Source organism: Leptospira vanthielii serovar Holland str. Waz Holland = ATCC 700522, from assembly GCF_000332455.1.
Classification (GTDB): domain Bacteria; phylum Spirochaetota; class Leptospiria; order Leptospirales; family Leptospiraceae; genus Leptospira_A; species Leptospira_A vanthielii.
This window is the reverse complement of sequence record NZ_AOGY02000014.1, coordinates 53,508-68,902: the sequence shown is the minus strand read 5'-3', so window position 1 is coordinate 68,902 and position 15,395 is coordinate 53,508. Positions and strand designations below refer to the sequence as shown.

Below are 15,395 nucleotides of genomic sequence, written 5' to 3'. Positions count from 1 at the left end.
GTCAAGTGGAGTCTAAACCCCGAATCACAATTCGTATGTTAAAATTTTTACAATCGTTGGTATTTTATTTAAAAAACCAACTCTTCAAACAAAAAGAAGAAGATATCCCCTTAAGACTTTCTTCGTTTGAAGATTTGGCAAAGTCAGTTTTGGATTTTTTATCCGAATCGCTACACATTCATTCAGTTCCAAGTCAAATTATTGAAGGTTTTCGTTCCCTTCGTAGTAAATACAAAGAACTCACCAAAAACAATTTTTATGATTTTCTTTTTGCCGCTTCGCACCAGTACCAAATTCGCCTAAACATTGTTCAAAGAAGTTTACACGACATAAGATATTATATCACAGAAAGCTCGCCATTTGTCATTCAAATCTTAAACGATGAGAATAACGTTCCCGAATTCTATGCAATCGTTAGTTACCAAACTTCTTCATACCAGATCAAATCTCTGCATAACTTAGATGCCGAAGCAGAATGGTATTCCGAAAAGGAATTATTTAAACTCATCGGAATCAAATCAAATAAAGATTATGTAGATTGGCTAGTGGCAGAGCCTACCTTTCCTTTTTCAACAAACAAAGAGATATCTAAGTCTGATTCTCCTGTTAAAAATGCGATCAAACAGATCTCACATTTGATTCAAATGGAATCCAAAGATGTTTGGATTGTCTTTATCTATGGCGTTGGAATTGGAATTCTATCACTTGTTGTTCCCGTAGCCACATCTTCTCTTGTCAATATCGTAGCCTTTGGAGTGATGATCCAACCTGTCATCATATTGACTTTGTTAGTTGTACTTTTTCTAGGATTTGCAGGTGCCATGCAAACCATCCAAATATACGTTGTGGAAATTTTGCAAAGACGTGTTTTTGTGAGAATTGCTACTGAGTTTGCCGTTAAATTTCCAAAAATTCGTCAAGATGTCTTAGACAAACATCACAACCCTGAACTTGTAAATCGGTTTTTTGATACGATGACCATTCAAAAGTCCATTCATTCACTTCTTGTAGATGGACTTTCTGTTGTATTAACTACTGTGATTGGTTTTATTCTGATTTCTTTCTATCATCCCATCTTTATAGTATTTTCCTTTATCATTTTACTCATCGGTGGGTATTGGATAGTCTATCGACTGGGAAAACCCGCTGCCGAAAACTATATCAAAATTTCAAAAGAAAAATACAAAGTGGCTGCTTGGTTAGAAGAAATATCCAGACATTCTGCCCTCTTCCACTCTACCTTTGGATCTAATTTTGCTTTAGATCGAGCCGATTCTTTGATTCGAGACTACTTATATGCTAGAAAAAAATATTTTTACAGTTTCATCCGCCAAATCATTGGTCTTGTCGGAATCCAAGCTCTAGCAAGTGCCATCGTACTCGGATTAGGTGGTTATTTAGTCATCCATAGACAACTCACCATTGGTCAACTCGTAGCGGCGGAACTTGTGATCGCTAAAGTTCTTAGTGATATATCCAAATTTGGAAAACAGTTAGATAGTTTTTATAGTTTGATTGCAGCCGTTGATAAAATTAATTCTGTTTTCCACTTACCAACAATCCCAGCAAAAACGGTAGAATTTGAAATTCCACAAGGACCAATTCAATTACAGTTGTCTGGAATTCATTATTCCTTATCTAACGGCCATAAAATCTTCCATCAATTCCAATGGAAGATCCCAGCTGGTAAATCGATAGGTGTATCTTCCAACACTCCCTATGATGCACACATCCTCTTGGATCTGTTATGTGGTCTAAGAACACCTACATCGGGCGTTGTGGAATACAACCACCAAAACATCCATGAAGTTTCCAAGGAACAAATTCATTCTGTTACTTATTTAATCCGAGGAAATGAAATCTTCGAAGGTACCATCCTGGAAAACATTCGAGTCGGAAGAGAAGAAATTTCTCTCATCGAAATCAGAGAACTCTTAGAGGAACTTGGAATTTGGGAAACAATACAATCTCTACCGAATGGAATCCACACACCACTTTTAACCTTCGGACATCCCTTTGACAATATTCAAACAACAATCCTTTCCTTAGCTCGTGCGATCGTAGGAAAACCAAAACTATTGTTAATCGACGGAAACTTAGACCAATTACCACCGCATCTTCTATCGGCTTCTCTCAAAGTTTTATTACAGAAGAATAAAAATTGGACACTCCTTGTTGTTTCCAAATCACCAAATGTACTTTCTCAAATGGACCAAGTATTACGTTTAGAAAATGATTCCCATTCCCTAAAGGTAAACTCTTAAGGTTATGAAAACTGATATGTCAAAGAAATGGAAACTTTATAAAAATCTACCTTCGTATCGATTGGTGCAAACGGCCCTACCTGCACAAAGCCTTGCTTATATCCTCACTATTATATTTTTCTTAAGTGTAATCATCCTTCTCTATGTTCCCTGGCAACAAACCACTATGGGATTTGGAAGAGTGGTCGCCTATGCACCACTGGACCGTCAACAAGTCATTGATTCTCCCATTAGTGGCCGTGTAGTCAAATGGCATGTTCATGAAGGGACTCGAGTGAAAAAGGGGGATCCTATCATCGATATCTCTGACAATGATCCTAACTTTATTACTCGAATTCGTGAAGAAAAAAATGCCCTCTTACAACGATTAGAAGCTGCTAGATCCAGAGAGGACAACATTCGTTCTCGAATTATCAGTTTACGTTCGTCGATGGGAAGTGCTGTGAATGCAGCTGATTCTAGGAGGATGATGGCCAAAGATCGTGTGCGTGCCAGCGAACAAGCAGTAGATGCTGCTAAAGCGACTTTAAAAACTGCCAATCTCAACCTAGACCGTCAAAAACAATTATGGGAAAAAGGTCTGACTTCCAAACGAACTTTAGAGCTTGCAGAATTAGAACATACAAATGCGGAAACAGGACTCGATCGTGCCAAAGCAACTTTTGATGCAGCCGTAAAAGAGGAAAGGGCTTTGTATAGTGACACGGGAAAAGTGGCGCAAGATGCAGAAGCATCGATTAATGATGCCAAAGCCTCTTTAGCATCGGCGCAGTCGGAAGTGGCACGTGTTTTGGAAGACCTACCCAAACTGGAAGCAAGATTATCCAGGCAAGAAAACCAAGAAGTATTTACACCAAGAGACGGAACCATCATGAGAATATTAGTGAATCCCGACACACAACAAATCAAAGAAGGAGATGGAGTTGCAATTCTCGTTCCAGATTCCGAAGACAAGGCGATAGAACTTTTTATTTCAGGCAACGACATACCACTTGTTGGGGAAGGAAGAAAAGTTCGTTTGCAATTCCAAGGGTATCCTGTCCTCCAAATCAGTGGTTGGCCAGAGACCGCTGTAGGAACTTTTGGCGGTATTGTCAAACTGGTAGACATCACAGACAACGGTTCTGGAAATTTTCGAGTTCTCGTGATTCCTGACAGGGAAGACAGAGAGTGGCCCTCTAGTCGTTACCTGCGTCAAGGTGTGCGAGCCAAAGGTTGGATTTTTCTCAATCGTGTGAGTGTAGGGTATGAATTATGGCGACGTTTCAATGATTTTCCACCTAACTTACCAATGGATGATCCTGAAATTAAATCTTTGTTAGATGACAATAATGGAGAAAAAAAAATCAAATGAAAATGATATCAAAGCTAAAACGATCCCTACTTGCAATACTCTGTCCTTTTGGAATGTTTTTCTCCTTTGTCATCGAAGCAGATCCAACACGTGATCCATTTGATTCCTTACATGGGCCTAATATTTATTCACAAGATTATATCAACCAACAACCAGGAGTACTCACACTAGAAGAACTTCTTAGATCCGTAGAAAAATCTTATCCACTTGTCCTTGCGGCTGAAAAACTTTTATCAGAAGCCGAATACAATTACCTCGCTGCCGAAGGAGCTTTTGATTTACAATTTAAGTCCATGGGAACAACAAAACCTATGGGTTATTATACAAACAATGCAACCGATGCAGTTTTTGAAAAACCTACCCCACTTGGGGGAACTTCCTTTTTTGCAGGTTACCGTATTGGACGCGGGAAGTTCCCTGTGTATGATGGCAGAAGAGAAACCAATGACTATGGAGAAGTGCGGGCCGGTGCTATCTTCCCATTGATGCGTAACCGAGAGATCGATAAAAACAGAGCCGATATTAAAAAGGCCGATCTTGATCGAAGACTTGCAGAACTTTCCATTCAAAAATTAAAAATCGAAGTCATCAAAGAAGCCACCAAACGTTATTGGAAATGGGTAGCGAGTGGACAAGAGTATTTAGTCAACAAAGATTTGTTAGCGATCGCTAAGGATCGTCAAGAACAAATCGCACAACGAATCAAGTTAGGTGATATTCCCAAAATCGAAGGAACAGAAAACGATCGTGCCATCTTACAAAGAGAGTCTCAATTTGTTTCTGCCGAAAGGGAAATGCAAAAAGCCGCCATCGACTTATCTTTATTTCTGCGTGCCACGGATGGAAATTTAATCCTTCCCACAACGGATCGTTTGCCCATAGGATTTCCCAAACCCATTGAGTATAAAAAACTTGAACTAGAAAAGAGCATCAAACTCGCTTGGAAGTATAGACCAGAATTACAAGACTTTGAATTCAAACGAGACAAAGTTCGTGTCGACCAAGACATGGGTTTCAATGCTCTGAAACCACAAGTGGATTTGGTAGTTGCCGGATCTCAAGACTTTGGACCAGGCTCTATCACAAGAGCCAAACCGGAACTAGAAGCATCTCTTGTTCTCAACCTACCTATCCAAACTAAACGCCCAAGAGGGATGATCGGTGCTGCCGAAGCAAAGATAGCACAACTCGATCAGGAACTACAATTCTCAAAAGATAAAATCAAAACCGAAGTACAAGATTCCATTTCCGAGGTGATTGCATCGGCAAAACGTGTTACTGTTACGCAAAATGAAGTCGAATTAGCGCGAAAGTTAGAAGAGATGGAACGAGAACGATTTACCCTTGGTGACTCAACACTACTATTTGTGAATATTCGAGAACAGACAAGTGCAGAAGCAGCAGTCCGTGAAATTAAGGCTTTGTACGATCATCACGTAGCCATTGCCCATTTCCAAGCAGCAACGGCATCCATTTTGCAAATTTCTTCCCTTCCTTAGTCCGTTTTATTATTCAGAAAAAAAAACGACTTTCACTACTCAATGAATCTCTAAACTTTTCCATAAAGAAGGTTTCTATGCACGGGGAAGAGTCACTACTACAAGACATTGGTCTCAGTATTATTTTTGCAACAGTCTTAAGTCACATTGCCAGAGTCCTCAAACAGCCGTTAATTTTAGGTTATATTATCGGTGGAGCTATGCTCGGTAAGGAAATGGGGTTCGGCTTTGTTACCAACGAAGCAAGTATTGAACTTATTTCGGAGATTGGACTCATTCTTTTGTTATTCATCATTGGATTGGAAATCAATTTAGCAGAACTTGCGAAAATGGGTAAGGCCATGTTTACCCTTGGTATCCTCCAATTCACACTTTCCGTTGCCTTTGTTTATTCCGTGTTTCCTTTTTTTGGCCTCTCCATTGGTTCTGAAAAATTCGACCTTCTCTACATTGCAGTTGCGTTGTCATTAAGTTCTACACTCATCGTTGTCAAACTCTTACAAGACAAAGTGGAGATCAACACTCTCTCAGGAAAGTTAACCGTTGGAGTTTTGGTATTCCAGGACATCTGGGCCATCTTGTTTATGGGCGTCCAACCCAACCTAAACAATCCAGAGATCTTAAAAATCCTAACTTCTGTTGGAATCATTGTACTTCTTATTGCTTTTAGTTTTAGTGTCAGCCGTTATGTTCTAGCACGTTTGTACAAAGCCTGTGCCAGTAGTCCAGAATTAATATTACTAACGTCCATTATGTGGTGTTTTCTTGTCTGCGGGATCGCAGGCGAAGCAGGACTTTCTAAAGAGATGGGTGCTCTCGTTGCCGGTATGAGTATTGCCGCCTTCCCTTATGGAGCTGATGTCATCTCCAAACTCATCGGGATTCGAGATTTTTTTGTGACTTTATTCTTTGTAGCTCTAGGTCTAAAAGTTCCCCTTCCTAGTTTAGAAGTGATCGGACTCTCTGCTGCCATCATCACTCTTATGTTATTTGTCAGGATGATCACGATTGCCCCTGTCATCATCAAATTGAATAAAGGAGTTCGCAACGGATTTCTCACTGCCCTAAACTTAGCGCAGATTTCAGAATTCTCTCTCGTCATTTTAGCGTTAGGTGCCGGATTCGAACACATCACACCGAAACTTCAAGCTGTGATTTTAACATCTACCATCATTGCTTCAGTTCTATCTACATACATCATTATGTTCAACCATAACATTGCCGCTACATTTGAAAGACTTCTCGCTCGTGTTGGAATTTCTGACCAAACCGAAGAATCCTCCAAAGAGGGCAAAGCCAGCGACGGGGGACACGGAGATGGAATGGTGCGAGACATCATTGTTCTCGGATACTTTCGCATTGCTCGTGCCTTTGTGGATTACTTGGAAGACTTATCTCCATCACTCATCAAACGGATCATCATTGCTGATTACAATCCGGCTTTTAAAGAAGAACTCACAAACAAAGGATTCCAGTGGGCCTATGCCGACCTGGCCCATCCTGATTCCTTATCTCACATTGGCCTTCATGATGCTTCGATGGTGATTTGTACCATCTCTGATTCTTTTCTGAAAGGAACAAATAACAATCGTTTGCTTTCCACTCTAAGTAAACTGGCACCAAACGCAAAAATCATTTTAACGAGTGATGAACCAGGGGAAGCTAAAAAACTCGTGAGTGATGGAGCGCAAAAGGTAATCGTGCCTGGTGTCATCACTGGTGAATTTTTATATGATTATATCTCTCGAGGGATGAGAAATAACGAAAGGGTAGTGTAATCCTTTCGTTATTATAAATTTTTGAAAAAGTTTTAATTTTTTTAACCCCTGTTAGTTTTTCAATTCAGAACAGGGGTTAAAAAAACGATCGATTCTGTCGGCAACCAGTTGTGGGCTTTATCGAATCAGATCTGGAAACCTGCTACTATTCAATAGCTACGGAAACCCGACTCTATCCATTCTCAACGAACACAAATTTAGATTTTTCCCATATCAATCACAAACCGGTAACGAACATCACTTTTTAATACTCTCGCATAAGCATCGTTCACTTGGTTTGGCTCGATGAGTTCAATTTCTGGAGTGATATTGTGTTTCCCACAAAAATCCAACATCTCTTGTGTCTCTTTGATCGAGCCAATCACTGACCCAGCAAAATTACGCCTCATAAGAATTAGTGGAAAAGGATCAATGGTCAGCGGTTTTTCTGGTGCTCCCACCGATACAAGAGTACCATCCATTTTGAGTAGACCAAAATAATTTGCCATATTCAAATCAGCAGAAGATACCGTATTGATGATCAGATCAAAACGTAATGTATTTTCCTGAAACACTTTCGGAGATTTTGTGATTAGAAAAACATCGGCACCTAACTTCTTTGCATCAATTTCTTTTTTCTCTGACTGACTAAGGACAGTCACTTCCGCACCCATTGCCTTGGCGATTTTTACAGCCATATGTCCAAGACCACCAAGTCCCATCACGGCTACTTTTTTCCCTGGGCCGGCATTCCAATGATTTAACGGAGAATAGGTGGTGATTCCAGCGCATAAAAGTGGAGCCGCTTTGTCCAAAGGCAAACTGTCTGGTATTCGAAGGACAAAGTCTTCATTCACAACAATCACATCAGAATATCCACCTTGGGTAATGGCCGATCCATCTCTTTCCATAGAACCATATGTCATTGTATTTCCAGGGATACAATACTGTTCCATTCCTTCTTTACAATGGGCACATTCACGACAAGAATCCACCATACAACCTACACCCACACGGTCCCCAATCTTGTATTTAGTGACCTTTGTTCCCACAGTTCTAACAACACCGGCAATTTCATGACCTGGCACCATTGGAAATGGAGAACCAAATCCCCATTCATCTCTTGTCATATGGATGTCTGAATGACAAATCCCGCAGTATTTGATATCAATGACAACATCATACTCTTTTGGATCTCTTCGTTCGAACCGATAGGGAACAAGAGCTTCCTTTACTTTTAATGCAGCGATTCCTTTTGTTTGGATCATATTTGATTCCTACCTATTTTTTATTTTAAACTTACTTTTAAATGTTCTTTAAAGAAGGATTCAATTCTAACAAAAGGAATTTTATCCTTTTTGTCATACAAGTCTACATGATTGGCATTTGGCACAATGATGAGTTCCTTTGGTTCACTAGCTTCTTTAAATACATCTTCGCTAAAGTAACGTGAGTGAGCCGAATCACCAGCGATGAGTAAAATCGGCCTTGGTGAAATTTCTTTCACATAAGTGAGAAGAGGAATATTCATAAAAGAGAATGGTGTCGTGGCAGTCCATGCTCCATTCGAATTCGGTGAATTTTTATGAAACCCTCTTTCCGTTCTATAATATTGAAAAAATTCCTCCGTGATCGGACTCGTGTTCCCTTCTAATGTTTCTGGAAGGATTCTAGGTCCTGGAGCCGGTTTTCCATTTTTGGCATCTACATTACGCTTTTCACTTAACGATTCTAATAATGCTGATCGCTCTTCCTTTGTTAGGCTATCATTCAATCCTTTCGCCATCACTCGGGACATATCATACATACTAGTTGTGACCACTGCTTTGATGCGTTTGTCTACCGCGGCCGCATTGAGCCCCATTCCCCCAAACCCGCAAATGCCGATGATTCCAATTCGGTTTCGATCCACATTGGATAACAAACCAAGGTAATCAACCGCCGCACTAAAGTCTTCTGTATTGATATCGGGAGAGGCAACATTACGAGGTTCGCCCCCACTTTCCCCAGTGTACGAAGGATCAAAGGCAAGAGTGACAAAACCTTTTTCTGCCATCGTCTGTGCATATAGTCCCGATGACTGTTCTTTCACGGCACCAAACGGGCCACTGATGGCAAGGGCCGCTAAAGGTTCCGAACCCCGATCTTTGGGTAGATACAAGTCGCCCTTCAGTTTGATTCCATACCGATTCATAAATTGAACTTTTTTATGTTCTACTTTCTCACTTCGCGGAAATGTTTTGTCCCAAGTATCCCAAGGCAAACAACCCATTCCCAAACTCATGAGAATTCCGATGATACTGAACTTTTGTATGAATTGATGAATTTTCATTCCTTTCTCCTCCCTTTGCCTGGCCCTACCATCCTTCTCAAACCATTCAGAATTCGGTAATATCCCCCAAAGGTATGCTTGCATAATACTCCTTAAATTTAGTCCAAACAATACACAGAAATCCAAAACCTTGCCTATTCCTATGAAAATCAAAAATATTGATTGAATTCTCGGGAAGATTGGGATTCCAATGAGAAAATGGATCCAATCCAAAAAAACAACGAAGAGATCTCAAAGATCCTCTCCGGCTTTTTACCAAAGGAAAAAAACCTGGAGACCCAAGTCCCGGGACTCACTCTCTTTCGCATCGATCATTCTTTTGTCCGAGTCCCTCTGACCTACCACCCACGAATCATTCTCATGGCCCAAGGAAAAAAACGTGTTTTCATCGGCGAGGATACCTATTCTTACGATCCCACTCAGTATCTAGTTCTTTCGGTTCCCATTCCTTTGGAATGTGATGCCGTGGCGGACGTGAACAAACCTATCTTGGGATTTGGAATCGAAGTGGATCCAGCAGAGGTTGCAGAAATTTTACTTCTCACTGAGGAAACAAAGTATACGGGAGAAAATTTACCAAAAGGAATTTATGGAGCCAGTGTCACAGAAGAAATATCAGATGCATCGCTACGTCTCATCCAAACTCTCGGTTCCAAAGCCGATAGTTTAGTTCTCGGGAAATCCATCGTTCGAGAAATCATCTATCGTGTGTTAACGGGTGAAAATGGCGAAGCCTTACAAGCATTAGCGCATCGAAACCGAAAGTTTTTCCAAATTTCGCAAATCCTCACTCGCATTCATAAAGAATATGACCAAAATTTAGATATTGGCGAATTGGCAATGGCCTGTGGGATGAGTGTATCCACATTTCATGTTTGTTTTAAAGCAGTCACGAACTCATCTCCATTGCAGTACATTAAATCCGTTCGATTACAAAAGGCGAGAAGTTTGATGATTACAGAAGGAACCAATGCCATCACTGCGGCAGAACGTGTGGGATATGAAAGCCCATCTCAATTTAGCAGGGAATACAAACGGTATTTTGGATTGTCACCCGCAAAGGACCAAACCCAACAATTGTTAGCAGTGGAAAATTAAGAAAGGTTTTACCTTTTCTAAATCAAACCTTTCTTTTTAAACTCTGCGATCACCACTTCTAAATCGGCAGGCGAATCCACACCGAGGTTCGCTTTCTCCGAAAGGTAAACCCCGATTGTTGATCCATTCTGCAAGGCACGGAGTTGTTCTAGTGACTCCACAGTTTCCCAATCAGAAGCCGGCAGTTGGTTATAATGCATTAAAAAATCCCGTTCATAAGCATAGATCCCTAAATGCCGAAAATACTTGGCGTCGGCTTTGAAAGAAGCTGGGATCGGGGAACGAGAAAAATAATTGGCTCGTCCGTTGCGATCAAAGACCACCTTGACTTTGTTAGGATCTTTTGGGTCTTCTGCAGAGGTAAAGGGAACCGCCGCTGTTGTCATTTCCCAATTTCGGTGTTTGGTTTTTAATCCCACCACTCCATCGATCAGGTTTGCTTCCATCCCCGGTTCATCGCCTTGGATGTTGACAATGATTCCATAATTTGGATACTTTTCTGCCACTTCAATGATTCTGTCGGTGCCCGTCGGATGGTCGGGACTTGTGAATACAGATTCCCCACCAAAGGCTAAAACCACATCATGGATTCGTTTATCGTCGGTGGCGACCACCAAACGGTGGAAAGATTTGGAAAGAGAAGCGTGGTGGTAGGTCCACTGGATCATTGGTTTAGTTCCAATGAGGGCCAGTGGTTTTCCGGGAAACCTTGTGCTCGCGAAGCGTGCAGGGATCACACCGAGGATTTGGTCGGACATAGTCCTAGTTTACCAAGAACTCGGTAAAGTAAACCTCTTTGATTTTTCCATTGGTCAAAATGTGATTTAGGTGGGCTTTGATTTCTTCACGTAAATCCAATTGGTTGGTAATGGATTTTAAATCGTCTTTTGTTTTGCGAGCAATAACTAAGTTAATGATATTTTGCATTTGAGCAACACGTGCAGCAAGTTCCGCAGATAGAGCTGGTTGGCCAGATTCAAATCCAAGCGACATCTTTAACTTAACAAAGTGTGATTCACCAACATCAGAAGTATTCACTCTAAATTCTTCTTGAAATGTGTAAACTTCCAAAGGAGGGGGAGCTTTCACAAGAGAGATATTCTTTTGTTGTTTAAACACACTTGTTGCCGTCTTTTGAGCAACAAACATCGATATAACGGTTACAATGATAATCCCAAAAATGGCAGCAGCGATGTACAATAACCATTTTACAATGGGGGACATCCCTGCGGAGGCGGAACTACCTTCGGCTAACCCACCTTCTTCTTCATCTACTTCACGGTCACCCATGTTAAAATTCTCCTTCTACATTTGTTTCAGTGTTCGGCAAACGAGTGTCAGGGAGTCCGTATTTGCTTTCTCCTGGCGCACGTTTGGTAGACTTCTCGGTTAGGATGATGATATCCACTCTACGATTGAAAGCTTTAGCTTCCGGTGTACCTTCATTTTCCAATACAAGAGGTCTATAGGATCCAAAACTTACAGCTTGGAACCAACTTGGCTCAATTTCTTCTGAATTGATCATAAAAACGGTAGCGTTTACGGCTCTGGCTCCCGCCAAATCCCAGTTATTAATATATTCTCTTTCTTCTCTTCCTGGACGGTTCACAGGATTGACAGCATCATCATCACTATGTCCTTCGACGCGGACAAATCGTTCGAGTCCTTTGATAAGGCCAGCTGCTTTTCGTAATGTTTCTCGAATGGTCGGTGTTAAAATCGCTGAACCTGGATAAAAATAATCAGCTCCAACGAGCGAAATCACAAGTCCTCTTTCATTTTCAGAAATTCGAACTTTCCCAGCTTCTACTTCTGGTTTAAAAACTTCATGTGCATCTTTTTTTGCTTTGGAAAGGTTACGTCCCACTACTTGCGATGGGAGAGACTCGATCTGCATTCCCATTTCTTCCAAAGATCCCTTAGAAAGAGTTTGTCCCCCGGTAAAAAATCCTGTTGTGGATTTGAATGCAGACAAAATGATCTGCATCTCCTTCGCATCTGTTTTACCCGTTGTATACAAAAGGATAAAGAAACAAAGGAGAAGTGTTACCATGTCCCCGTAAGTTGCCATGAACTCGGGAACTTTTTGGATACACTCAGGACATTTTTCTTTTTTGGACGCCATGGTTTAGGTATTAATCTCCGTCGTCTTTGAGTGCAGTTCTTTCTGCAGGAGTTAAGAAACTCGCCAACTTCTCTTTTACAATCCGTGGGTTGTCCCCTGACTGAATAGATAATGTTCCTTCCACCATAACTTGTTTGATCACTAGTTCATCTTCCGATCGTCTTGTTAGTTTTCTTACAACTGGTGCTGCAAATAAGTTCTGCGCTAACGATCCGTACAGTGTGGTAATAAGAGCTGTCGCCATACCTTGTCCAATGGCACTCGCATCCCCACCACCTAAGTTCTTTAACATCCCCACAAGACCCACAAGGGTCCCAAGCATCCCGAACCCTGGCGCAAAACCAGCGTAAGCATCCCACCATGCACGACCGTAAGCATGCCTTGTGGCCGTGTTCCCAATTTCGGTTTCCATAATATTTCGAACAAGTTCCGGGTCTGCTCCATCCACAACGAGTTGGATTCCCTTCTTTAAAAATTCTTCAGGAAGTTCATTGATATCATCTTCCAAGGCAAGTAAACCTTCACGGCGAGCTTTCTCCGAAAAACTAACAAGTGTCGTAATGAGACCCGGTAAGTCAGAAGGTGGATTTTGAAAGGCTTTTTTTGTCACTGCCCCCACACCAATGGTGGAAGTCCAAGGGAAGGAAATGATCGTAGCGGCTGCCGCACCACCAAATGTAATCATCACCGAGGGAATATCGATTAAGTCTGTTAAGGCCAGACCCCCCGAAACCACCCCAAGTAACATCAAGGCCACTCCAAGGGCCAAACCAATGACTGTAGCTATATCCATTTCTTATGTTTCCTCAGGCATCTTCTTTGACTCGGGGGAGACCATGGATCCTAGTTTTGTAGGACACCACTTTTTCCACAACTTCCGCGACGGGCTCTTGTACAATGAATTTCTTTTCATTTACAAGAGTAATGATCGTATCTGGATTTGCTTCAATGGTCTCAATCAAATCTGCATTGAGAACAAATTCCGCACCTTTGAGTCGATGTAAAATGACCAGGAGATCCCCCTTCAGAGATTTCTACTTATGTCTATCGACTACCTTTCGAATTTCGCTTACGAATTTTTCTTCCGTAAATCGATTGATGGAATTTTGGAAATCTCCGCGTTTGAACTGGATCTTTTCTGCCCTTTGGATGGCCTCATTTAAGGATTTTACGGTCTGTTCTTTAAAAAATACCCCAGTTCGGTCCTCTTTGACCGACTCCAAAGCTCCACCCTTCCCATAAGCAATGACCGGAGTGGCATAGGCCTGGGACTCGACAGGAGTGATCCCAAAGTCCTCCATCCCAGGAAAGATAAACCCACGAGCTTTTTTGTAGAGTTCAATCACCTCGGTGCGAGGCAGACCCTTTTTCCAAAGGATGTTTTTTGGTAAATTTTTGACAAGTTTCCCCTCTTCCTGGCCCCCACCGACAAGGATGAGTGGTTTTCCATTTTCGCGGAAAGCCTCAATGGCTAAGTCGATTTTTTTGTAAGGAGCAAAGGCCGAGACCATCAGATAATAATCATCTTTCGAAACATCATGGACTCGGAAATCTTGGGGCAAACAAGGTGGATAAATAATTTTATAATCACGTCTATAATACTTTTGAATTCGTCTTCCCACAAAATGAGAGTTACACGTAAAATAATCCACTCGATTCGCCGAGGCAGCATCCCAAGTACGAAGGTAGTTGGCTATCGATTGTAATAGAAAAAACTTAAAACCTTTCCTACTTGGAAAATAATCGTAATACATATCCCAAACATAACGCATAGGACTATGGATATAACTTAAATGAAACGTATCTGGATGAGGGATGACTCCTTTAGCAACACAGTGCGAAGAACTAATTACGACATCATATCCTTTAAGGTCTAAAGACTCAATGGCAGTGGGAAAAACCGGTAAGTAGTAACGGTAATATTTTTCTTTGAAAGGAAGGTTGTTTGTAAACGCCGTTGTGATTTTACGGCTTTCAATCCTTTCGTTAAGTTTTCCTTTGGAATAAAAAAGAGTAAATAAATCCGCTTCGGGAAATGCTTTAATTAAACTATCTAGAACTATTTCTCCACCGCGCATACCGGTGAGCCAATCATGTATAATTGCAACTTTCATTAGTTTTGTGGTCCAATCCTTCTTCCCGTAATTGGCGTTGTACGTCCGTAATACGATGCTGTAATCAAAAAAGGTATTGGCATGGTGCTCTCCAAATTTCGGGAACTCTCCATATAACGCCGTCCTTCTTTTCCTATCGTTTCTGCGTCTTTAATCGTCGCAAGAAGTTCATCATACATTTCTGTATCACCAATTAATTTGGGAATTGTGCCTTCTGTATGATTTAATTTATCGGTGATCGAACGAAAATCCAATGTGATTTGCCGAAGATCCGATCGATTTTCTTCCATAGTGACCGAAGTTGCCTTAAAAAAATCATCAAAATACCGAGCCGAGGGCAAATAGTCGGGGGATTTTTCCCCTTCACGAAATGTCGGTTTAAAAAAGGGACGTTTTCCATCGGAACTTCCTGGATTGATATTGATGATCCTTCCGGAAAATAAAGTGATCGTTTGGAAATCCACTTCATAATTGTCCCAAAGAGTTAATGGATCTTCTAAGGCAATATGGAGTTCAATCGCATGATCCATGTTATGGTCTAAAAAACGACGATCCGGTACATCGAGAAGAGGTCTGGAATCGATATGGGCCACATACCCTTTTTGAATTCCTAAAATTCTAACTTCAGTACCTTCTTTGATTCCATCGATTCTAGAGTAAAAAAGGGATAACCTGTAAGGATATTTTTTGGCCGGACGATCCGGTTCAATGACGGTGGTGAAAAAAGCAAAGACCAAAATAGAAAAAAAAACGATTCCTGTTAGGGTTTCCTTCGATAACTTTTTTGATTTCACGGCAGACTTAAAATTCTTCCTTCGAAAGAAAGAGTTGGCAAGCAGATTTTAAATGACT

Annotated in this window: 14 protein-coding genes; 5 read left to right on the top strand and 9 right to left on the bottom strand. The window is 41.1% G+C overall.

Translation table 11 applies throughout. From position 1 onward, the window contains the following. Positions 1–5 precede the first annotated feature (5 nt). The 4 genes from LEP1GSC199_RS02570 to LEP1GSC199_RS02555 all read left to right on the top strand — a co-directional run bounded on the left by LEP1GSC199_RS02570 (position 6) and on the right by LEP1GSC199_RS02555 (position 6,895). Positions 6–2,264, top strand: coding sequence for an ABC transporter transmembrane domain-containing protein (locus LEP1GSC199_RS02570; protein ID WP_232420593.1), 2,259 nt, complete (start codon positions 6–8; stop codon positions 2,262–2,264). Between the two features lie 16 nt (positions 2,265–2,280). Continuing rightward, on the top strand, positions 2,281–3,618 hold the full coding sequence (locus tag LEP1GSC199_RS02565; protein ID WP_002977097.1) for an HlyD family secretion protein: 1,338 nt from the start codon (positions 2,281–2,283) through the stop codon (positions 3,616–3,618). A gap of 2 nt (positions 3,619–3,620) precedes the next feature. Beyond that, positions 3,621–5,117 (top strand): TolC family protein, encoded by a 1,497-nt coding sequence (locus tag LEP1GSC199_RS02560; protein ID WP_039925922.1) that lies wholly within the window; start codon positions 3,621–3,623, stop codon positions 5,115–5,117. Positions 5,118–5,194: 77 nt separating this feature from the next. Continuing rightward, on the top strand, positions 5,195–6,895 hold the full coding sequence (locus LEP1GSC199_RS02555) for a cation:proton antiporter (RefSeq protein ID WP_002976910.1): 1,701 nt from the start codon (positions 5,195–5,197) through the stop codon (positions 6,893–6,895). Between the two features lie 197 nt (positions 6,896–7,092). On the opposite strand, the gene LEP1GSC199_RS02550 is transcribed toward LEP1GSC199_RS02555, so the two are convergent. Beyond that, on the bottom strand, positions 7,093–8,142 hold the full coding sequence (locus tag LEP1GSC199_RS02550) for an NAD(P)-dependent alcohol dehydrogenase (protein ID WP_002977131.1): 1,050 nt from the start codon (positions 8,140–8,142) through the stop codon (positions 7,093–7,095). A gap of 20 nt (positions 8,143–8,162) precedes the next feature. Then, positions 8,163–9,206 carry an alpha/beta hydrolase gene (locus tag LEP1GSC199_RS02545; protein ID WP_232420589.1) on the bottom strand — a complete coding sequence of 348 codons (1,044 nt, stop codon included), beginning with the start codon at positions 9,204–9,206 and terminating at the stop codon, positions 8,163–8,165. A 162-nt stretch (positions 9,207–9,368) separates the two neighbouring features. On the opposite strand from LEP1GSC199_RS02545, the gene LEP1GSC199_RS02540 reads away from it, so the two are divergent. Continuing rightward, positions 9,369–10,304, top strand: a complete 936-nt coding sequence (locus tag LEP1GSC199_RS02540; protein WP_051999723.1) for an AraC family transcriptional regulator — start codon at positions 9,369–9,371, stop codon at positions 10,302–10,304. Positions 10,305–10,321: 17 nt separating this feature from the next. On the opposite strand, the gene kdsB is transcribed toward LEP1GSC199_RS02540, so the two are convergent. From kdsB to LEP1GSC199_RS02505, 7 genes are read right to left on the bottom strand one after another with little or no spacing between them, the layout of a single operon-like run. After that, positions 10,322–11,062 (bottom strand): 3-deoxy-manno-octulosonate cytidylyltransferase, encoded by a 741-nt coding sequence (gene kdsB / locus LEP1GSC199_RS02535; protein ID WP_002977021.1) that lies wholly within the window; start codon positions 11,060–11,062, stop codon positions 10,322–10,324. 4 nt (positions 11,063–11,066) lie between these two features. After that, positions 11,067–11,594, bottom strand: a complete 528-nt coding sequence (locus tag LEP1GSC199_RS02530) for a flagellar basal body-associated FliL family protein (RefSeq protein WP_002972703.1) — start codon at positions 11,592–11,594, stop codon at positions 11,067–11,069. A gap of 1 nt (position 11,595) precedes the next feature. Continuing rightward, complete coding sequence (motB, locus tag LEP1GSC199_RS02525; RefSeq protein WP_002972845.1) at positions 11,596–12,429, bottom strand: flagellar motor protein MotB; 834 nt, start codon at positions 12,427–12,429, stop codon at positions 11,596–11,598. Between the two features lie 10 nt (positions 12,430–12,439). Beyond that, positions 12,440–13,222, bottom strand: coding sequence for a motility protein A (locus tag LEP1GSC199_RS02520; protein WP_002977117.1), 783 nt, complete (start codon positions 13,220–13,222; stop codon positions 12,440–12,442). Positions 13,223–13,235: 13 nt separating this feature from the next. Further along, positions 13,236–13,442: a flagellar FlbD family protein gene (locus LEP1GSC199_RS02515; protein WP_039925852.1), complete on the bottom strand. Its 207-nt coding sequence runs from the start codon at positions 13,440–13,442 to the stop codon at positions 13,236–13,238. A 21-nt stretch (positions 13,443–13,463) separates the two neighbouring features. Continuing rightward, positions 13,464–14,543 carry a glycosyltransferase gene (locus LEP1GSC199_RS02510; RefSeq protein WP_039925850.1) on the bottom strand — a complete coding sequence of 360 codons (1,080 nt, stop codon included), beginning with the start codon at positions 14,541–14,543 and terminating at the stop codon, positions 13,464–13,466. Then, a complete protein-coding gene (locus LEP1GSC199_RS02505) occupies positions 14,543–15,337 on the bottom strand; it encodes an MlaD family protein (protein ID WP_002976783.1) in 795 nt (264 codons plus the stop codon). Before LEP1GSC199_RS02505 ends, LEP1GSC199_RS02510 begins: the two co-directional genes overlap by 1 nt. Positions 15,338–15,395 lie beyond the last annotated feature (58 nt).